The sequence below is a fragment of the Nocardiopsis sp. NPDC050513 genome, from assembly GCF_044457925.1.
Taxonomy (GTDB): Bacteria; Actinomycetota; Actinomycetes; order Streptosporangiales; family Streptosporangiaceae; genus Nocardiopsis.
On sequence record NZ_JBITHK010000001.1, the window covers coordinates 282537 to 301423 of the forward strand.

Annotated in this window: 16 protein-coding genes; 3 read left to right on the forward strand and 13 right to left on the reverse strand. The window is 71.2% G+C overall.

The genetic code is table 11. From position 1 onward, the window contains the following. Positions 1 to 141: 141 nt before the first annotated feature. The 7 genes from ACIBFB_RS01190 to ACIBFB_RS01220 all read right to left on the reverse strand — a co-directional run bounded on the left by ACIBFB_RS01190 (position 142) and on the right by ACIBFB_RS01220 (position 11943). Positions 142 to 2193, reverse strand: a complete 2052-nt coding sequence (locus tag ACIBFB_RS01190) for a penicillin-binding transpeptidase domain-containing protein (RefSeq protein WP_397224842.1) — start codon at positions 2191 to 2193, stop codon at positions 142 to 144. A 23-nt stretch (positions 2194 to 2216) separates the two neighbouring features. Beyond that, entirely contained in the window at positions 2217 to 2681 is a 465-nt protein-coding gene (smpB, locus tag ACIBFB_RS01195; RefSeq protein WP_397224844.1) for an SsrA-binding protein SmpB, read from the reverse strand. Between the two features lie 74 nt (positions 2682 to 2755). Further along, on the reverse strand, positions 2756 to 3667 hold the full coding sequence (gene ftsX / locus ACIBFB_RS01200; protein WP_397224846.1) for a permease-like cell division protein FtsX: 912 nt from the start codon (positions 3665 to 3667) through the stop codon (positions 2756 to 2758). Positions 3668 to 3755: 88 nt separating this feature from the next. Next, positions 3756 to 4445, reverse strand: coding sequence for a cell division ATP-binding protein FtsE (gene ftsE / locus ACIBFB_RS01205; protein ID WP_017596794.1), 690 nt, complete (start codon positions 4443 to 4445; stop codon positions 3756 to 3758). A gap of 379 nt (positions 4446 to 4824) precedes the next feature. Then, a complete protein-coding gene (gene prfB / locus ACIBFB_RS01210) occupies positions 4825 to 5946 on the reverse strand; it encodes a peptide chain release factor 2 (RefSeq protein WP_397224848.1) in 1122 nt (373 codons plus the stop codon). Between the two features lie 89 nt (positions 5947 to 6035). Next, positions 6036 to 10901: an NAD-glutamate dehydrogenase gene (locus tag ACIBFB_RS01215; RefSeq protein WP_397224850.1), complete on the reverse strand. Its 4866-nt coding sequence runs from the start codon at positions 10899 to 10901 to the stop codon at positions 6036 to 6038. 346 nt (positions 10902 to 11247) lie between these two features. Next, complete coding sequence (locus tag ACIBFB_RS01220) at positions 11248 to 11943, reverse strand: HAD family hydrolase (protein ID WP_397224852.1); 696 nt, start codon at positions 11941 to 11943, stop codon at positions 11248 to 11250. Positions 11944 to 12270: 327 nt separating this feature from the next. Between ACIBFB_RS01220 and ACIBFB_RS01225 the strand changes: the two genes are divergently transcribed. The 3 genes from ACIBFB_RS01225 (at position 12271) to ACIBFB_RS01235 (ending at position 13775) form a co-directional block, all read left to right on the forward strand. Beyond that, on the forward strand, positions 12271 to 12915 hold the full coding sequence (locus tag ACIBFB_RS01225; protein WP_397224854.1) for a dihydrofolate reductase family protein: 645 nt from the start codon (positions 12271 to 12273) through the stop codon (positions 12913 to 12915). Positions 12916 to 13023: 108 nt separating this feature from the next. Further along, positions 13024 to 13425 (forward strand): MerR family transcriptional regulator, encoded by a 402-nt coding sequence (locus ACIBFB_RS01230; RefSeq protein ID WP_397224856.1) that lies wholly within the window; start codon positions 13024 to 13026, stop codon positions 13423 to 13425. Next, complete coding sequence (locus ACIBFB_RS01235; protein WP_397224858.1) at positions 13422 to 13775, forward strand: thioredoxin family protein; 354 nt, start codon at positions 13422 to 13424, stop codon at positions 13773 to 13775. Before ACIBFB_RS01230 ends, ACIBFB_RS01235 begins: the two co-directional genes overlap by 4 nt. Here ACIBFB_RS01235 and ACIBFB_RS01240 read toward each other — a convergent pair. From ACIBFB_RS01240 to ACIBFB_RS01265, 6 genes are all read right to left on the reverse strand, one after another. Further along, a complete protein-coding gene (locus ACIBFB_RS01240; RefSeq protein WP_397224860.1) occupies positions 13748 to 14206 on the reverse strand; it encodes a DUF6912 family protein in 459 nt (152 codons plus the stop codon). The genes ACIBFB_RS01235 and ACIBFB_RS01240 overlap by 28 nt on opposite strands. Before the next feature lie 86 nt (positions 14207 to 14292). Further along, entirely contained in the window at positions 14293 to 14955 is a 663-nt protein-coding gene (locus ACIBFB_RS01245; RefSeq protein ID WP_397225420.1) for an HAD family hydrolase, read from the reverse strand. A gap of 126 nt (positions 14956 to 15081) precedes the next feature. Next, the gene (locus ACIBFB_RS01250; protein ID WP_397224862.1) at positions 15082 to 16761 is read right to left on the reverse strand and encodes a glycoside hydrolase family 3 protein; all 1680 of its coding nucleotides are present in this window, start codon (positions 16759 to 16761) and stop codon (positions 15082 to 15084) included. Positions 16762 to 16886: 125 nt separating this feature from the next. Further along, complete coding sequence (locus ACIBFB_RS01255) at positions 16887 to 17366, reverse strand: PTS glucose transporter subunit IIA (RefSeq protein WP_397224864.1); 480 nt, start codon at positions 17364 to 17366, stop codon at positions 16887 to 16889. Between the two features lie 28 nt (positions 17367 to 17394). Then, positions 17395 to 17631 (reverse strand): glucose PTS transporter subunit EIIB, encoded by a 237-nt coding sequence (locus tag ACIBFB_RS01260; protein WP_397224866.1) that lies wholly within the window; start codon positions 17629 to 17631, stop codon positions 17395 to 17397. Positions 17632 to 17749: 118 nt separating this feature from the next. Continuing rightward, on the reverse strand, positions 17750 to 18793 hold the full coding sequence (locus tag ACIBFB_RS01265; protein ID WP_397224868.1) for an SIS domain-containing protein: 1044 nt from the start codon (positions 18791 to 18793) through the stop codon (positions 17750 to 17752). Positions 18794 to 18887 lie beyond the last annotated feature (94 nt).

Below are 18887 nucleotides of genomic sequence, written 5' to 3' on the forward strand. Positions count from 1 at the left end.
AGATGAGGTCCTGTCTCCTTGGCTGAGCCGCTACCCCCTGTCGCGGCTCCAGTCATAGGGGAAGACGCGAACGGTCCTCCGGGAGGTTGCCCCGGAGGACCGTTCGCGTCGGATCGGTCCGGCGCGCACGCCGGTGCCCGGTCAAAAACCCGTCTGCCCCGTGGTGTCGCCCGCGGCTCCTCCGGTCGCGGTGCCGCCCGTCGTGGCCCCGGTCGCCCCCGTACCCTCGGTCGCCCCCGTGGTACCGGCCCCGGCCGTGCCCTGGTCGACCGCGCCGTCGGTCGCCGTGGCGGCGGCGGCCTCCGGCACGCCGTTGGCCAGGTAGTTCAGGAAGGACGCCGCCGAGCTCACCGCGTGCTGGTTGACCAGGGTCACCGCCGGGTCCACCTCGGCCAGCACCGCGAAGGCCACGTCGCCCTGGTAGCCGACGAACCAGTGCAACGCCGTCCCGTCCTGCTCGGTCCGGGCGGCCTGCCCCAGGACTTCCTCGCCGTACGCGTTCAGCAGCGACATCCGCTGCGCGACCGCCTGGCGCATGCCCTCGCGGACCACCTCCAGGTCGGCCTGGTCCAGCTCGGTCGGCGCGATCGGGGTGGGACCCTCCTCGCGGACCAGGGACGGCGCGTTCCAGGTCCCGTCGGCCACGGCCGCGGCGACGAGCGCCATGGACAGCGGGCTGACCCGCACGCCCCGGTCGCCGTTCATCGCCATGGCCAGGTCGGCCGCACCGTCGCCGATGTCCACCCCACCGGGGTTGGCCGGCAGCGCCAGCTGCCATTCGGTGTTCAGGCCCAGGCGCCCGGCGGTGTCCGCGAGCGCCTCGGCGCCCACCTCGCCGCTCAGGTCCGCGAAACCGACGGTGCACTGGAACGCCAGGTTGCGGGCCAGCGTCGGGTCCACCTGAAGCGCGCCGTTGTCCGGGTTGGTGAAGGTCTGTCCGCCGATCTCGGTCTGGTAGCCGCACGGCACCTCGGCGTCCGGCGCCACCGCGCCCGACTCCAGTGCGGCCAGGGCGGACACGATGGTGAACACTCCGCCGGGAGCGTAGGAACCGGTCAGGGCCGCGTCGTCGGTGGTCCCTCCGGTCCCGTCCGACTGCCGCGCCGCCGCCGCGAGGACGTCACCGCTGCCCACGTCGACCGCGACCAGGTACCCGTTTCCCGGCATGGCCTCCAACGCGGCCTCCGCCGACCGCTGGATCCCGGCGTCGAGCGTGGTGGCGATGCCGCCGCTGAGGTCGCCCTGCCAGGACTCCAGGACGTCCGTGATCTGGCCGTCGGCGTCCAGGGAGACCACCTGCGTGGTGGCCGACCCCGCCAGCTCGTTCTGGAAGATGTTCTGGAGGCCGTTGAGGCCCACGGTGTCGCCCGCCTGGTACGCGCCCGGCACCCGGGACGACACCCGGTGCTCCGCCGTCCCGGCGACCTCGCCCAGCACGGCCGGGGCCACCGACGGCGTCAGGTTGATCTCGACCGCCTGGGTGTCCGCTCCGGGGATCGCCGCGACCTGTCCGAGCAGGGCCTGGCCGACGTTGGCGTCGCGCATCAGCACGAGCGGCTGGAACTGCTCGGGCGGCGCCGAGCGCACCCGGTCGAGCAGGGGGCCGGGGTCCTCGTCGAGGAGGTCGGCGAGCTCGGTCACGCCCGCCTCGGCGTCCTCCATCCGCCCCGGGTACACGCCGAAGGCGGTCACGCTCTCGGTGGTGACCAGGGCCTCGCCCTCGCGGTCCAGGATCTGGCCGCGTTCCTGGATCTCGTAGCTGACCGCCAGCCGCTCGCCCTCGCCCAGGTCGGGGTGGACCACGGACGGCGACCACGTGATCCGCCACCCGTCCGGACCCCACTCCAACGGCATGCGGCCGGTGTAGTTCCATGTCGGGTCGCCGATCCCGAGGTCGGCGGTGACGTCGAACTCGGCGGTCGCGGAGTCGTCCCCGCGCTCGATCGGCCCCAGGCCGAAGCTCAGGCTCGCCAGGTCCAACTGCTCGTGCACGTCGGCGAGTGTGGCCGCCACCTCGCCGGGGTCACCGGTGGTGTACGCGGCGGCCGTCTCGTGGTCCCCGTTCTGCCAGGCCAGAAGGAAGGAGCGGACAGCCACCTCGGGGCTGGGATTGGGTGTGCACGCGGCCAGGGTGAGGGCCATGACCACGCCGCTTCCGGCGGCCGCGACGCGGCCGAGGGGACGGGGGGACACCGTGTGTGTTCCTTTCGGGCGCCTCATCGACGGCGGCGAAGCGCGCGTTCCATGTCGCGCTTCGCCTCGCGCTCGGCGATGTCGTGGCGCTTGTCGTACTGACGCTTACCGCGGGCCAGAGCGATCTCGACCTTGGCCCGTCCGTCGCTGAAGTACAGCGACAGCGGCACCAGCGTGCGTCCGGGCTCATTGGTCTTGCCGATGAGCCGGGCGATCTCCGAGCGGTGCAGGAGTAGCTTACGGGATCGGCGGGCCGCATGGTTGGTCCACGTTCCCTGGGAGTACTCGGGGATGTGGACGTTCTCCAGCCACACCTCACCGTTGTTGATGTGCGCGAACCCGTCGACGAGCGACGCCCGGCCCTCACGGAGCGACTTGACCTCGGTTCCGGTGAGCACCAGGCCCGCCTCGTAGGTCTCGTCGATGTGGTAATCGTGCCGGGCACGCCGATTCTGCGCGATGGGCTTGCGACCGGTCTCCCGTGCCACAGTGGATTCCCTTCATACGGTCAGGGGGCACACGGCCCCCGTACCCCGCGCGCCCCCTTCCGACGACCGTCGGATCAGATCTTCAGGTAGCGGCGCAGGGTGAGGAACGAGGTGATGGTGCACAGCAGCACGCCGAGGATGATCGACACCCCGATGACGTAGAGCAGCGCGCCGGTGTCCAGCGCGATGTCGAACTGGAACCACTCCTCGATCTGGGTGAGCAGCGTGAACCGGGTGGCCACGATGAACCCCGACGCGATGAGACCGCCGATGAGACCGGCGATCGCGCCCTCCAGGAGGAACGGCAGCTGGATGTAGAAGTTCGACGCGCCGACCAGCCGCATGATTCCCGTCTCCCGGCGGCGGCTGTACGCGGACAGGCGGATCGTGTTGCCGATCAGCAGCGCGGCGGCGGCCAGCTGCACGCCCGCGACCACGAGCGCGGCCCACTTGAGGCCGTCGAGCAGCCCGAAGAAGTCCTCCAGGACGCTCTGGTCGTTGGAGACGCTGTCGACGCCCGGGGCGCCGGAGACCGCGTCGCGCACGGTGTCGTAGTGGCCCGGGTCGGTGAGCTGCACCCGGAAGTTGTCCGGGATGTCGCCCTCCTGGGCGGCGTTGGCGAGCGCCTCGTTCGTGGAGCCGATGCGCTGCTGGAAGTCCTCGAACGCCTCGGCGGCCGACATGTACTCGACGCTCTCGACCTGCGACATGCCCTCGAGGTCCGCCTGGAGGGTGGTGCGCTCCTCCTCGGTGGCGGCGCCGTTCTCCCGGCAGGCCTCGGCCGGGGAGATGTCGTTGCACATGTACACGGTCAGCGTGATCCGCTGGTCCCAGAAGTTGCGCATCTCCGTCACCTGCTGGTTCACCAGCAGACCGCCACCGAACAGGGCGAGGGAGATGGCCACCGTCGTGATGACGGCGACCGTCATCGTCAGGTTACGGCGCAGGCCGATCCAGGTCTCGGAGAGAACGAATTGTGCTCGCATGATCTGTTACAGGTCCATCCTTGGAAGCTTCGCCGCGCCGGTGTCCTCGCAGCGGTGATCGGCGACCCGGCGGCGGGCACGCCAGAGGTCAGTACGCCTGGCCGTAGACGCCGCGTGTCTGGTCGCGCACCACGAGGCCCTCTTCCAGCTCGATGACGCGCTTGCGCATCGAGTCGACGATGGCGGCGTCGTGCGTCGCCATCACCACGGTGGTGCCCGTGCGGTTGATGCGGTCGAGCACCTTCATGATGCCGATCGAGGTCGCGGGGTCGATGTTTCCGGTGGGCTCGTCGGCCAGCAGGATCTGCGGGCGGTTGACGAACGCGCGGGCGATGGCCACGCGCTGCTGCTCACCACCGGACAGCTCACCGGGCATGCGGCCGGCCTTGCCCTCCAGGCCGACGAGCTCGACGACCTCGGGCACGACCTTGCGGATGAACCGCCGGGGTTTGCCGATGACCTCCAGCGCGAAGGCGACGTTCTCGAAGACGTTCTTGTTCGGCAGCAGGCGGAAGTCCTGGAAGACGCAGCCGATCCGTCGGCGCAGGTGCGGCACCTTCCAGTTGGACAGGCGCGCGAGGTCCTTGCCGGCGACGTGCACGCGTCCCTTGTCGGGCTTCTCCTCCTTCAGCACGAGCCGGAGGAAGGTCGACTTACCCGAGCCCGAAGGGCCGACGAGGAAGACGAACTCGCCCTTGTCTACGTCAATGGAAACGCCGTCGAGCGCGGGGCGCTTCTGGGTCGGGTAGACCTTGGTGACGTTGTCGAAGTGGATCACAGGCGCATCACAAGGGTCTCGAAGGTATGGGTACCCGCGTCGAAGCGTGTCTTCCCGCGGGATCGTACCGGCCGCATGGCCAACCGACAGTGTATTGGGGGGCGCGGCCCGGATTGTCCAGATCGCGGCACACCCGCCAGATCGTGGCTCCGCCGTGCGGCAGCCCCGAGCATATCGGAGGCGTCAACCGATGGTAACGTTCATATATAGCTGTTTCGGTTAAAGTGCGGAGTCACCCTCATCACCTTTGGGACACGAACCCCGGTGATCACACCAGGATCCGTACCGTGCCCGAGCCCCGCCCGCACCCGTAGGCGCGGTCACGGGTGAGAGGATCCGCCGTCGTGTCCCCGCCCGCGGGCGGGGACGCCCCGCGGGATCAGCCCGACTCGCCGTTCCGCTCCCGGCTGCGCATCCAACGGATCTCCGCGTCGATGAAGTCGTCGATGTCGCCGTCCAGGACGCCGGTCGTGTTGCCGGTCTCCGCGCCGGTCCGCACGTCCTTCACGCTCTGGTAGGGGTGCAGGACGTAGTTGCGCATCTGGGTGCCCCAGCTGCTCGTCGACTCACCGCGGATCTCGTCCAGGGCGGCCTGCTCCTCCTCCCGCTTGCGCGCCAGCAGTTTGGCCTGGAGCATCGACATCGCGGTCGCCTTGTTCTGGAGCTGGGACCGCTCGTTCTGGCAGGAGACGACGATGCCGCTCGGCAGGTGGGTGATCCGCACCGCCGAGTCGGTGGTGTTGACGCCCTGGCCGCCGGGTCCGCTCGACCGGTACACGTCCACGCGCAGCTCGGTCTCGTCGATGTCGATGTGGTCGCTCTGCTCCACCACCGGGACGACGTCCACCCCGGCGAACGAGGTCTGTCGGCGGTTCTGGTTGTCGAACGGCGAGATGCGCACGAGGCGGTGCGTGCCGTGCTCCCCGCGCAGGGTCCCGTAGGCGAACGGCGCCCGGACGGCGAAGGACGTGGACTTGATGCCCGCCTCCTCCGCGTACGAGGTCTCGAAGATCTCGGTCGAGTAGCCGTGCCGCTCGGCCCAGCGCAGGTACATGCGCTGGAGCATCTGCGCCCAGTCGGCGGCGTCCACGCCGCCGGCCTGGGAGTTGATCGTGACGAGGGCCTCGTGCTCGTCGTGCGGGCCGTTGAGGAGCGTGCGCACCTCCAGCTCGCCGATCTCCTTGCGCAGCTGTTCGAGCTCGCGGTCGGCCTCGGCGCGGGTGTCGGCGTCGTCCTCGGCCTCGGCCAGCTCGTAGAGCACCCCGAGGTCGTCCAGGCGCTGCCCGATCGAAGCGAGCTTGTTGACCGTGGACTCCAGGCTGGAGAGCCTCCGCGTCACCTTCTGCGCGTTCTCCTGGTCCGCCCACAGTTCGGGGTCGGCGGACTGTTCACGCAGTTCGGCGATCTCGGTCCGCATCGCGTCGACGTCCACCACGGCGGTGACGCTCGCGAGGGTCGCCGCGAGCTCCTTGATTTTCTCTGCTGGGTCCAGTTCTGCCACGCACCCAGTCTAGGGCGTGTGCGGCGGGCCCCGTGTTGGTCGTGCACACGGGGCCCGCCGGAGCTCGCGCGGCGTCAGTCCGCCGGGCCTCAGTCCACCAGGGAGCGGATGGAGCGCAGGGCCACCGACAACGTGGCCAGGTCGAACCGCTCGCTCTCCTGGATCTCCGACAGCGTCATCGCGACCCGCTCCACCTGGTCGCGGTTCTGCCCGGCCCAGGTGTCGAGCAGCTCGGCCGTGGAGTCGGTGTCGGCCGACTCCAGCACGCGCGCGGTGAGGTCGGCGTGCGCGGAGTACAGGTCGTCGCGCATCGAGGACCGGGCCATCGTCCCCCAGCGGTCGTCGCGCGGCAGGTCGATGATCCGCTCGCGCCACCAGCTGAGGTTGATCCGGTCGGCCAGCTCGAAGTACAGCTCGGCGACCTTCTCCACCGGGCGGCCCGTGCGCTGGGAGATCTCCACCAGATCCAGCGTGGAGTAGGCGGGCACCATGACCGCCACCTGCTCGGCCAGCTCGGCGGGAACGCCCAGGGCCGTGTAGCGGTCGCGACGCTCGACGTAGGCCTCGCGGTCGCGCCCCCTGACCAGGTCGGGCAGGCGCGGCAGCACCTCGCCCACGGCCTCGGCGAAGTAGCCGATCTCGCTCCGGATGTCGAACGGGAAGCTGCGGTGGCGCAGCAGCCAGCGGGCGGAGCGCTCGGCGAGCTTGCGGGTCTCCAGCAGCAGGACCAGTTGGCTGTCCACGGAGATCGCGTTCTCCAGGTCCTCGACCTCGCCCCAGTACTTGCGCAGCTGGAGGACGTCCAGGACCACCAGGTAGGCGCGGGCGATGTCGGCGGCGCTGGAGCCCAGCTCCTCGTTCAGCCGGAACGCGAAGGTCGACCCGGACCGGTTGACCAGCTGGTTGACGACCTGGTTGACGATGATCTCCCGGCGCAGCGGGTGCGAGGCCACGGCACGGGCGAAGCGCTCCGAGCGCAGCGGCGTCGGGAAGTACTCCGTCAGGGTGTCGGCCAGGTAGGGGTCGTCGGCCAGGTCGGACTCCCCGATCTGCTCCTTGAGGTCGATCTTGGTGTACGACAGCAGCGTCGCGAACTCGGGGCTGGTCAGCCCCTTGCCCGATGCGCGCCGCTCGGCGATGACCTTGTCGGAGGGCAGGTCCTCCAGCTTGCGCTTGAGGAGCTTGGTCCGCTCCATGTGGCGCATGTACCGGCCGTGGACGTGCAGCATCTCCGTGGTCTGCTTGCGCGCGGCGGCCAGCACGGTGTTCTGCGCGTAGTTGTTGTCCAGGACCAGCGAGGCGACCTCGTCGGTCATGTCGATGAACAGCCGGTCGCGGTCGTCCTTGCCCAGCTCGCCCGCCCGCACCTGGCGGTCCAGCATGATCTTGATGTTCACCTCGTGGTCGGAGGTGTCCACACCGGCGGAGTTGTCGATGGAGTCGGTGTTGATCCGACCGCCCTCGCGCGCGTACTCGATCCGGGCGGGCTGCGTCAGGCCCAGGTTGCCGCCCTCGCCGACCACCCGCACGCGCAGCTCGTCGGCGTTGACGCGGACCTGGTCGTTGGCCTTGTCGCCCGCGTCGGCGTGCGTCTCGGTGCTCGCCTTGACGTAGGTCCCGATGCCGCCGTTCCACAACAGGTCGACGGGCGAGGTCAGGACGTACCGGATCAGCTCGTCGGGCGTGACCGCCCCGATCTCCGGGTCGATGCCCAGGACCGCCTTGACCTGGGGGGTCAGCGGCACCGACTTGGCCGAACGGGGGAACACGCCGCCGCCCTCGGAGATGAGGTCGGGGCTGTAGTCCTCCCAGGTGCTGCGCGGCAGCTCGAACACCCGCTTGCGCTCGGCCCACGACGCGGCCGGGTCGGGGTCGGGGTCCAGGAAGACGTGGCGGTGGTCGAAGGCGGCCACCAGCTTGATCTGCTGGGACAGCAGCATCCCGTTGCCGAACACGTCACCGGACATGTCGCCGATGCCGACGACCGTGAAGGGCTGTTCCTGGACGTTCACGCCCATCTCGCGGAAGTGGTAGGCCACCGACTCCCACGCGCCGCGCGCGGTGATGCCCATCGCCTTGTGGTCGTAGCCGACCGAACCGCCGGAGGCGAAGGCGTCGCCGAGCCAGAAGTCCCGTCCCAGGGAGATCTCGTTGGCGATGTCGGAGAAGGTCGCGGTGCCCTTGTCCGCGGCGACCACCAGGTAGGAGTCGTCGCCGTCGTGCAGGACGGTGCGCTCGGGGTGGACGACCTCGCCGTTGACCAGGTTGTCCGTGACGTCGAGCAGGCCGCTGATGAACTGCTTGTAGCAGGAGACGACCTCGGCCATCACCTGGTCGCGGGTGCCGTTCTCGGGCAGGCGCTTGCAGACGAAGCCGCCCTTCGCGCCGCTGGGCACGATCACCGAGTTCTTCACCATCTGGGCCTTGACCAGGCCGAGGATCTCGGTGCGGAAGTCCTCGAAGCGGTCCGACCACCGCAGGCCGCCGCGCGCGACCGACCCGAAGCGCAGGTGGACGCCCTCGACGCGGGGCGAGTACACGTACATCTCGAACCGGGGCCGCGGGTGCGGCAGGTCCGGGATCTCCTGCGGGTTGAGCTTGAGCACCAGGTACGGGTGGTCCTGGTAGTGGTTGGTGCGCAGGGTGGCGCGGATGGTCGCTGCGTAGGCCCGCAGGATGCGGTCGTGGTCCAGGCTGGCGACCGCCTCCAGCTCGCCCTCGATCTTGCGGGCCAGGGCGTCGGAGCGCTCGTCGCGACCGGCGTCGGGCTGGTCCGGGTCGAAACGCGCCTCGAACAGCTCCACCAGCAGGTTGGCGATGGAGACGTTGGCGCCGAGCACGTCCGCGATGAAGTCGGGCGTGAAGGTGGAGCCGGTCTGGCGCTGGTACTTGGCGTAGGCGCGCAGCACGGTGATCTGGTTCCAGTCCAGGCCCGCGCGGACGACGAGGCGGTTGAACCGGTCGGACTCGCAGCGGTCGCGCCAGGAGGCGTCGAAGGCGTCCTCGAACAGCTCCTTGAGGCGGTCGGGGGCCAGGTCGGAGGCGGGGATCGGGCCGAGGCCGAAGTCGTAGATCCACACCCGGCCGACGTCCTTGACCGTGATGTCGTAGGGCCACTCGTCGACGACCTCGACGCCCAGGTGCTCCAGGACCGGCAGGACGCGGCTCAGCGAGATCGGGTCGCCGATCCGGTAGAGGCGGAAGCGCCACGCGTCGACGCCCGGGTCCGGGCGGTACAGGCTGGCGCCGAACTCGCCCGCGCGCCGGTCGGGGTCGGTCCGCTCGAGCAGCTCCTCCAGCTCGCCGACGTCGGCCGCCGCGATCTCCGGGACGTTGTCGACGCGGTAGGCCTCGTTCATGCCGCTGGCGTAGCGGTCCTTGAGCTCGGTGGCCCGGGTCGGACCGAACTTCTCGGTGAGCGCCTGGTCGAAGTCGGTGTCCCAGGAACGGGCGGCCAGACGGACGCGTTCCTCCAGGGCGACCTGGTCGATGTCGGCCAGGGTGTGTCCGTGCTGGGCGCGCGCCACCAGGTACAGGCGGGCGAGCGGGGCCGCGCCGACCATGACGTTGTGGTCCATCGTCGCGCCCTCGAAGGCCTCGCCGAGGGCGCTCTGGATGTCCAGGCGCATCCGGGTGCTGTACTCGTCGCGCGGCATGTAGACGAAGCAGGACATGTACCGGCCGCCGTAGGGGTCGCGGCGCATGAACAGCTTGGTGCCGCGGCGGTCGCGCAGGCGCAGGACCCCGCGGACGATGTTGTACAGCTCGTTGGCCGGGATCTGGAGGAGTTCCTCGCGCGGGAAGGTCTCCAACAGCTCGATGAGGTCCTTGCCGTCGTAGCTGTCGGCCTCGAACCCGGCCAGCGCCAGGACCTCGGCCTGCTTGCGGCGCATGATCGGGATCTGCGTGATGCTCGCGGTGTTGGCCTGCGGAGTGAACAGGCCCAGGAACCGCCGCTCGCCGACGATGTTGCCCTGGGCGTCGAACCGCTTCACCCCGATGTAGTCGAGGTACTTGGGCCGGAAGACCGTGGCGCGGGAGTTGGCCTTGGTCAGGACCAGGACGTAGGGCTCACGGGCCTTGGCCCGGATCTCCGGCGGCAGGGCGGCGAAACTCGTGGACGCGGGGGCGTCCATGCGCAGGATGCCGAGCCCGGAACCGGGCTGGGGGCGCAGGGCGTCGTCGCCGTTCTCGTCGGTGACCAGGTCGTACTCGCGGTACCCCATGAAGGTGAAGTGGCGGGTGGCCATCCAGCGCAGGAAGTCGACGCTCTCGCCGATCTCGCGGGGGTCCACGCCGCCCGCGACGAGGCGGTCGGGGTAGGCGGCGAGCTCGTCGGCGACGCGGATCGCCCGGTCGCTCATCTTGGCGGAGTCCTCGTCCACGAAGCGGACGTCTCCCAGGACGCTCTCGATCCGGGTGGTGATCTCCTTGATGCGCTCGGGATCGGTCTGCCGGTCGATCTCGATGTGCATCCACGACTCGTCGGTGGGCAGCAGGCCCTCTCCGCCGATCTCCGGGTCGACCTCGCGCAGGACGCCCTCGAGGTCGCGGCCGACGGTCATCTGGGGGTGGATGATCAGCCGCGCGCCCGCGCCGAGCTCGTTCAGCGCCATGGTGACGGACGAGACGAGGAAGGGCGCGTTGTCGGTGACGATCTCCAGGATGCTGGTCTGCTGGTCCCAGCCGTGTTCCTCGACGGTGGGGGTGTACACGCGGACCTTCGCGCGGCCGGGGACGCGTTCGGCGCCGAACGCGCGGTGGGCGCCGGCGATGCCGCAGATCTGCTCGGGGCTGCGCCCGGCGATCTCCTCGGGGTCCGTGTGGCGGAAGTAGAGGGGGAGGAATCGGCGGACGGCGTCGGTTTCCTCACGACTCACCCGGGGTCCTGGGGACCACCGGGTCGCCGCGTCACTGAGCAGCTTCTGGAGGATGACGTCGGATTGCCCGGACATATGGCTCTCTCACTCCTTTGTGAGCAACGTCGCACGCGCTTCGGAGGGACACCCGGTCATGTGACCTGTGAACTTCCGTGCTGGGTTGTGATTTTCCGTGAACCCTCTCGGCCGTGAGGGAGACACGGGGATGGTGGTTGGGCGTGGGCCTGTGCGCACAGGCTGAAGGTCGGCGAGGTGCCGGAACGCCGTTGTTCCGTCCCCACCCGCAGACCAGGCTACTGGTTTTCGCCGCAGAGAACAGGACCAACACCGTTACGCGGTAGTTACGTACTGTTAGAAACGGATTGCGGGAGTCCGTCCCCAGGGCGAACACCCGAGCTGGACGCACCGGTGTGACGGGGTGTTACGCCGCCGTCGCCTGATGGACGGCGGCCATCACCGCGCGCGGGTCGGTCAGGTCGGCCAGCACCGTCGTCGCCCCCGCCTCGCGCAGCCGCCCCTCGGTGGTCGATCCGGTCAGGACGGCGATGGGGACGGCGCCGCCGATGACCGCCGCGCGGATGTCGGGGACGGAGCCGGTGATGAGCACGGTCTCCTCCTCCGTGTAGGTGTGGCCGCCCTCACCGGCCGCGTGCAGGCGGATCGACTGGATGAGACTGGACTTGGGGTAGTTGACCGACCCGAAGCCGCCGACCGAGAGGTCGAGGTACTCGTCCAGGCCGAACGCCCTGAGCTTGGCCGTGGCGGTCGCGCGGGTGCTGCCGCTGACCACGGTCTGCACGGTGTCGGGCAGGCTGGCGACCGCCGCCAGCGAGGCCGCGGCGCCGGGCACGACGCGGCCCTTGGCGGGCAGTTCGCCCACGCGCCGGGCGAAGGCGTCCTCCAGGGCGGCCAGGAACCGCTCCAGGGAGTCGGTGTCGGGCTCGACGTCGGTGTCGTTGCGGGCGCAGAACTCGAAGAACATCTCCGAGTCCGTGCGCCCCTCGGTGGAGGTCAGGTACACCAGGGGGTCGCCGGTGACCCGCTCGAAGGCGTCGGCGTAGGCGGCCCGCATCACGCGCCCCGCGTCGAGGAGCGTGAGGTCGACGTTCCATAGCACCAGGCGGCTGATGGCGGGCTCCTCGGGGTGTCGGGGACGAGGGACGCACCTATCTTGCCGTATGGGTGGTTCAGGCGCGCGGGGCCTCCGCCGCTACCAGCCGGGTGGAGGAGACCCACTCCGCGGCCCCGAGGGGGAGAACGCCCAGCTCGGGGCGCACGGAGTCGCGGACGACCGCTCCGGCGGGCGGGTCGGCGACCTCCGGGCGGTGGTCCCCGCCCGCCGGGTGGGGACGTGACGGACAGGCGAGCCGGCCGTCCTGTCGCCATGGGGTGGTAGACGACTACCGGTCGCACTTCGCCATCAGACGCTCCTTGAGGAGAACGCATGTCGCAGCTGTTGAGGGTCCACAATTTCTGCGTGTCGCGAGACGGGTTCGGCGCCGGTGAGGGCCAGAGCCTGGAACGGCCCTTCGGGCACGCGGACCCCGCCGACCTGATCTCGTGGGCGGGAGCCACCGCGAGTTGGCCGAACCGCACCGACCCCGGCGGCACGCGGGGTCTGGACGACTACATGACCCGCGAGTTCCACCGCAACATCGGCGCGGAGATCATGGGGCGCAACAAGTTCGGCCCCCAGCGCGGCCCGTGGAAGGACGACGAGTGGAAGGGCTGGTGGGGCGACAACCCGCCGTTCCACACCCCGGTGTTCGTGCTCACGCACCACCAACGCCCGTCCTTCACCCTGTCCGACACCACCTTCCACTTCATCGACGCGACGCCGGAGGAGGCGCTGAACCGCGCGAAGGAGGCCGCCGGCGGCAGGGACGTGCGCCTGGGCGGCGGTGTCGCCACCGTCCGCGAGTTCCTGGCGGCCGACCTGGTCGACACGGTGCACGTCGCGGTCGCTCCGGTCGACCTCGGCAGGGGCGAGAAGCTGTGGGAGAGCCCCGACGACCTGGACGACCGCTTCCACCACGAGGCGGTGCCGAGCCCCAGCGGGGTCACCCACCACCTGTTCTGGCGGCGATGAGTGCCGGAGTCCCGCACGGCACGGTCGCCTCGGGCGCCGCTGCCCTCGCGGCGGGGTTCCGGACGGCCCCTTGCCTTCACGTCGGCGTCAAGGTCTACCGTCGCGGACATGCGCATCGGTGAACTCGCCAAGCGGGCGGGCGTCAGCACCCGGACCCTGCGGTACTACGAATCCCTCGGGCTGTTGCCCGAGCACCGTGCGGCCAACGGGTACCGGGTGTACGGCGACGACGACCTGCGGTTGGTGGAGCAGATCCGCGTGCTCCAGGACTTCGGGTTCGGGCTGGAGGAGACCCGGCCCTTCGTCGAGTGCCTCCGGGCGGGCCACCCGACCGGGGACTCCTGCCCCGACTCGATCGGCGTCTACCGCGACAAGCTCGCGGAGATCGACGCCCTGATCGGGCGGTTGCGGGCGGTGCGCGACCAGGTGAGCGCGCAGTTGGCCGGTGCCGAGGCACGCCTGCCCAGGGCACCCGAGCCGCTGTGCCAGATGGAGGGACCACGAGGATGACGACGACGGCGAGCGTGGCCGAGACCACCGACGACACCTTCACCCGCGACGTACTGGAGGCGGACCTGCCCGTGCTGGTGGAGTTCACCGCCGACTGGTGCCCGCCGTGCCGCCAGCTGGCGCCGGTCCTGGAGTCGGTCGCGCGGGAACTGCGGGACCGGATGCGGGTCGTCCGGATCGACGTGGACCGCAACCCCCGGACCACGGCCTCCTACGGTGTGCTGAGCATGCCCACGATGCTCGTCTTCCAGGGCGGGGAACCGGTCCGGTCGATGGTCGGCGCCAGGTCCGGGCGCCGACTGCTCCAGGACCTGGACGGGACCTACGAGCCGCTCTCCCCGACGAGGTAGCGCAGCTCCTGGACGGCGAACCACATGAGTTCGTGCTCCGCGGCGGCGTCGGAGGCCGGATCGGCCGCCGCCCTGGCGACGTCGTCCGCCGCCCCGGCGTCGTCCACGTGCGCGGAGGCCAGCCTCTTGTACGGCACGGGACCGGTGACCCGCACGCGGATCACCCCCGGGCCCGCCGTCCCCACGCGCTCGACCACGTCGTCGGGCATGGTCGCGGCCAGCACCACGCGGCGGCGGGGGGCGGCGGGGTCGGCCGCCAGCAGGGTCAGCGACTCGTCGGCGGCCGCGTACATGGCGTCGTACTCGGCCTCCTCCGCGTCGGTCCCGGAGCCGGGGTCGGCCGCGAAGGCGGTCAGCGGCGCTCCGTCCACCCGCCCCTCCTCGAGGACTCTCGCGAGGGCGGGGACGGTGCTGGGCAGGAAGACGTACATCGGCTCTCCGGGATGGTGTGCGGTCCCCCTGAGTCTGCCAAGGAACGGGCGGTGGACGCGCCACCGCCCCGCCGCACGCCGCGCGGTCAGGCCGCTCTGGAGTCCTCGGCGTCGACGTCCACGGACAGGATGCGGGCCAGTTCGCGACGGGTGGTCGTCGCGTCGGTGTGCAGGAGACCGGTCATGCCGAGTTCCTCGGCGGTGCGGACGTTGTGCTCCAGGTCGTCGACGAACACGCAGTCCCGCGGGCGCAGGCCCAGGAGTTCGCAGGTGTGCAGGTAGATGCGGGGTTCGGGCTTGCGCATCCCGACCTCGCCGGAGATGACGACCTCGTCGAAGGTGGTCTCGAAGTGCTCTCGGGGGTACCCGTTGCCCCAGGAGTTGGACAGCAGGGCGGTGCCGACGCCGGCCCGCCGCAGGACGCGCAGCGTCTCGTACATCTCGTGCACGGGGTCGAAACGGGCGAACATGCGGTGGATGAGGCCCTCGGCGACCACCGTGCCGCCGTCGGTGAGCCTGAGCAGGGCGGCCAGGTCGCGCTCGAACGCCGCGGTGTCGATCTCACCGCGCTCCAGCGCGTGGATCGGGTTGTTCCCGTCCAGGCTGCCGTCGAAGTAGGGCCGCATGACCCGCCGGTAGTGGGCGCCGTCGATGCGCTCGTCGTCGAGCCAGGCGCTGATGGCGTCGAGCAGCGGCGTGGTGAGCACCCCGCCCCAGTCCGAGATGACACCCCGGCGTGCGCTGTCCATCATCCGATCCCCTCCATCCGTGTCGCGGACGCGGTCCGACCAGTCCTCGGAAGGGGCCCGAGTGCCGGGCGGGGAACGGTTCTTCCCGTTTCGCACACGTTTCAACCACCCGGGCCACCTGGGTGGTCAGAAACCGAGTCCCGTTCCCGCCTCCACACCGGCACCGGGGATGTCCACGGGTAGCCGCCCGGAGGGCTCCACCTCGCCCGCGATCACGCGCGCGGCCGCGGTGCGGGACACGTCCACCGACGAGTAGACCGCCAGGTACGTGCCGACCCCGGGGAACGCCTCCAGGTCGTAGGGGCCGCCCTGGGCGACCACGATGACCGGCGTCCCCTGCGCGAGCGCGAACTCGACCGGGGTGCGCTGCGCCGCCGACCCCCGGGCTCCGTCCGTGCCCACGACCACGACGTCGGCGCCGGTCTCGACCACGCTGAACCCGGCGTCGAGCAGGCCGGAGGCGATGCGGTCGGCCCCCTCGCCGCGCACGCTCACGGTGGTGCCCTCGGCCAGGGGCAGGAGCCCGTCCTCGTCGCGGACGAGGGTCGCCGACGCGTCGGCGACGCGCTGGGCGGCCTCGGCGTGGGCGGGATCGGCCACGGCCGCCTCGGCGGACTCGGGGTCGGCGGGCGCGGGCGGGTCCCCGGTGAGGATGCCGCGCTTCTCCTTGAGGGCGAGCACGCGCAGGACGGACGCGTCGACGCGCTCCTCGGTGAGACGGCCCTCCTCCACGGCCGCGCGCAGGGCGGCGACCGCGGCGGCGGGGTCGGGCGGCATGAGCAGCTGGTCGACCCCGGCCTCGACGGCGCGGACGGCGATCTCCCCGTCGGAGTGCGTCTGGCGCACGCCCTCCATGTTGAGGGCGTCGGTGGTGACGACGCCGTCGAAGCCGAGTTCGCCGCGGAGGACTCCGTCGATGAGGGCCGGGGAGAGCGTGGCGGGCTGGGGGTCGTCGGAGGCGTCGAGCCCCGGCATGAGGACGTGGGCGGTCATCACGGCGTCCACCCCGGCCTCGACCGCGGCGCGGAACGGCGGCAGGTGCTCGGCCTCCCACTGATCGCGCGGCAGGTCGATGACGGGCAGGCCGGTGTGGCTGTCCACGTCGGTGTCGCCGTGCCCGGGGAAGTGCTTGACGACCGGGACCACCCCGGCCTCGGCGTAGGCCCCGGCCTCCGCGACGGCCATCTCGGCGACCAGGTCGGGGTCGGCGCCGAAGGAGCGGACGCCGATGACCGGGTTGTCGGGGTTGGTGTTGACGTCGGCGACGGGCGCGTAGTCGAGGTTGATCCCGAGCGCGGTGAGCTCGGCGGCGGTGGTCGAGGCGAGCAGCTCGGCCATCGCGGGGTCGCCGGTGGCTCCGACGGCCATCGCGTCGGGGAAGCGCGTGCCCACGGGCAGGCGGGCGACCTTGCCCTGCTCCTGGTCGACGCCGACGAACAGCGGCGTGCCCGTCCCCTGGGCGGCGGCCAGTTCCTGGAGCCCGGCGGACATCCCGGCGATCTGGGGCGCGTCGACCAGGTTGCGGTCGAAGTAGATGAGGCCGCCGGGGCGGTACGCCTCGATCTGGGCGGCGTTCTCGGCGGCGGTGGTGCCCTGTGCGGTCAGGACGAGGAGCTGGCCGATCTTGTCGTCGAGCGTCATCTCCTCCAGCACGCGCGGTGCGAGGACCGGCTCGAAGGGCTCGGGGCTGGGGCTGGGGCGCGGTTCATCGGCCTGGCGCGACGAATCCACCTCCTCCGTGGTGCAGGCGGACGCGATCAGGGCCAGGCCCACGCAGACCGGGGCCAGCAGGTGCGACAGTCTCATGGCGGGTCGTTCTCCGGCGATGGTGCGGGCTCGCCGGAGACTACCCGGTCGGCGGGGGTTCGGGGCCCCGGCCGCGCCGGGCGGAGCCGGGACGGGTCCGGGCTCCGCCCGGCGCGGCGTGGGGATCAACGCCAGGTGAAGAGGGGGTCGCCGCGGTCCACCGCGCCGTCGGCGTGCTCGGCGAGCGCGTCGGGGGCGGCGTCCAGGGCGACGACGGGCACGGCCGGGGACCTGCCCAGGGCGGCCACCCGTCCGGGGGACCAGCGCACCACGGGGGTGCCCGCGCCGACCTCGGCGCCCTGCTCGACGAGGAGGGCGAACCCCTCCCCCGCGAGCTGGACGGTGTCGATGCCCAGGTGGACGAGGACGCCCCGGACGCCGTCGGGGGACATCACCACGTACGCGTGGGGGTGCAGCTTCACCACGGTCCCGTCGATGGGCGAGCACGCCTCCTGGGGGTCGTCCGCGCCCTCCGTCCCCGTCTCGGGGTGGACGGCGACGCCGGGGCCGACCATGTTCTGGGAGAAGACCGGGTCGGGGACCGAGTCCAGGGGGCGGGCCGTGCCCGGCACGGGGGCCAGGACGCGCAGTACGTGATCCGACATAGGGGGGCAGCCTTCCGGGGGTGGGTGGTCAGTCGAGCAGGTCCTGGATGTCGTCGGTGAGCGTGTCGGCCTCGGGTCCCACGACCACCTGGACGACGGTGCCGGAGACGAGGACGCCGTGCGCGCCCGCGGCCTTGAGGGCCTTCTCGTCCACCAGTCCGGCGTCGTTGACCTCGGTGCGCAGCCGGGTGATGCAGGCCTCGATGTCCTCGATGTTGTCCGCGCCGCCGAGCCCGGCCACGATCGCGGCCGCCTTGTCCGCCATGAGTCCTCCGTAACGTGTGCGCTCACAGGAGCGGGTTCCCGATGGTTGACGCGAGCCTACGGCCACCGGCGCCGCCGTACCAGGCTCCGGCGGAATCCGGTCTGGACCGGAGGCGGATTCAGGAGGTCTGGGTGACCTTGTTGAGGCCGCGCGGCACGTCGGGGTCGTAGCCGAGGCGGCGGGCGAGGTGCTCGGTGAGCAGCTGGGCCGGGACGATGAGGTTCATCGGCGAGACCCACTCGGGCACGTCCGGGACGGGGACGGACAGGTCGCAGGCGGCGGCGAGGGCGTCACCGCCGCCGAAGCCGAAGACCGGGGCGCCGGCGGAGCGGACGCGATCGGCCAGCGCGACCGTGCCCTGGAGGGTGGGCCCGGAGGGCGCGGCGACGAGCAGCGCGGGCGTGCGCGGGTCGACGACGGCGATGGGGCCGTGCAGCAGGTCGGCGTAGGACAGGCCCATGGCGTGGAGGTAGCAGGCCTCCTTGAGCTTGAGCGCGGCCTCCAGCGCGGTGGAGAAGGCCATGCCGCGGCCGGAGATGACCGCGCCCTGGACGGCGACCATGCGCTCGACGATCTCCTCGACGGCGTCGGTGGGCGCGGCGAGGGTCTGCTCGATGCCGTCCGCCACGCGCTCCAGGTCGCCCGCGTCGAGGTTCGCCCCCAGCCCCAGCGCGAGGACGGCGAGAGCGGCGAGCTGGGTGTTGTAGGTCTTGGTGGCGGGCACCGCGACCTCGTTCCCGGCCCGGGTGACCAGGGCGACGTCGGCCTCGGCGGCCAGCGGGGAGTCGGCGCCGTTGGTGACGCCGACGGTGCGCGCGCCGCAGTCGGCGGCCCAGCGCATGGTCTCGACGATCTCCTCGGTCTTGCCCGACTGGGAGATGGCGACGGCCAGGACGCCGGACAGGTCGACCCTGGCGCCGTAGGTGGTGGCGATGGAGGGCGATCCCAGGGTGGCCAGTCGGCCGGTGTGGGCCTGGAGCAGGTAGCCGCCGTACACCGCGGCGTTGTCGGAGGAACCGCGCGCGATGAACAGCACCTGCTTGGTGGTGCGGCCCAGCGCCCCGATCTCCGGGCGCAGCGGGAGCAGCTCCGCGAAGGTGCGGCGCAGGGCCTCGGGCTGTTCGGCGATCTCGGAGCGCATGACGCTCGTGGTGGTGGGCATGGACAACCTTCCCTGGGGTTCGGGCCGCCCTGTGTGGAACGTGTTGACACGCGGACGGAGCTGTGGTCTAGTCCGGACTATACCAGTCTCACCC

Excerpts from the sequence above, each read along its gene's own strand:
- ACIBFB_RS01235 (WP_397224858.1), top strand. The coding sequence starts at position 13,422 with ATGACGACGACGGCGAGCGTGGCCGAGACCACCGACGACACCTTCACC.
- ACIBFB_RS01260 (WP_397224866.1), bottom strand. The coding sequence starts at position 17,631 with ATGGCGGACAAGGCGGCCGCGATCGTGGCCGGGCTCGGCGGCGCGGAC.
- ACIBFB_RS01265 (WP_397224868.1), bottom strand. The coding sequence starts at position 18,793 with ATGCCCACCACCACGAGCGTCATGCGCTCCGAGATCGCCGAACAGCCC.
- ACIBFB_RS01225 (WP_397224854.1), top strand. The coding sequence starts at position 12,271 with ATGTCGCAGCTGTTGAGGGTCCACAATTTCTGCGTGTCGCGAGACGGG.
- ACIBFB_RS01250 (WP_397224862.1), bottom strand. The coding sequence starts at position 16,761 with ATGAGACTGTCGCACCTGCTGGCCCCGGTCTGCGTGGGCCTGGCCCTG.
- ACIBFB_RS01230 (WP_397224856.1), top strand. The coding sequence starts at position 13,024 with ATGCGCATCGGTGAACTCGCCAAGCGGGCGGGCGTCAGCACCCGGACC.
- ACIBFB_RS01245 (WP_397225420.1), bottom strand. The coding sequence starts at position 14,955 with ATGGACAGCGCACGCCGGGGTGTCATCTCGGACTGGGGCGGGGTGCTC.
- ACIBFB_RS01240 (WP_397224860.1), bottom strand. The coding sequence starts at position 14,206 with ATGTACGTCTTCCTGCCCAGCACCGTCCCCGCCCTCGCGAGAGTCCTC.
- ACIBFB_RS01215 (WP_397224850.1), bottom strand. The coding sequence starts at position 10,901 with ATGTCCGGGCAATCCGACGTCATCCTCCAGAAGCTGCTCAGTGACGCG.
- ACIBFB_RS01255 (WP_397224864.1), bottom strand. The coding sequence starts at position 17,366 with ATGTCGGATCACGTACTGCGCGTCCTGGCCCCCGTGCCGGGCACGGCC.
- ftsX (WP_397224846.1), bottom strand. The coding sequence starts at position 3,667 with ATGCGAGCACAATTCGTTCTCTCCGAGACCTGGATCGGCCTGCGCCGT.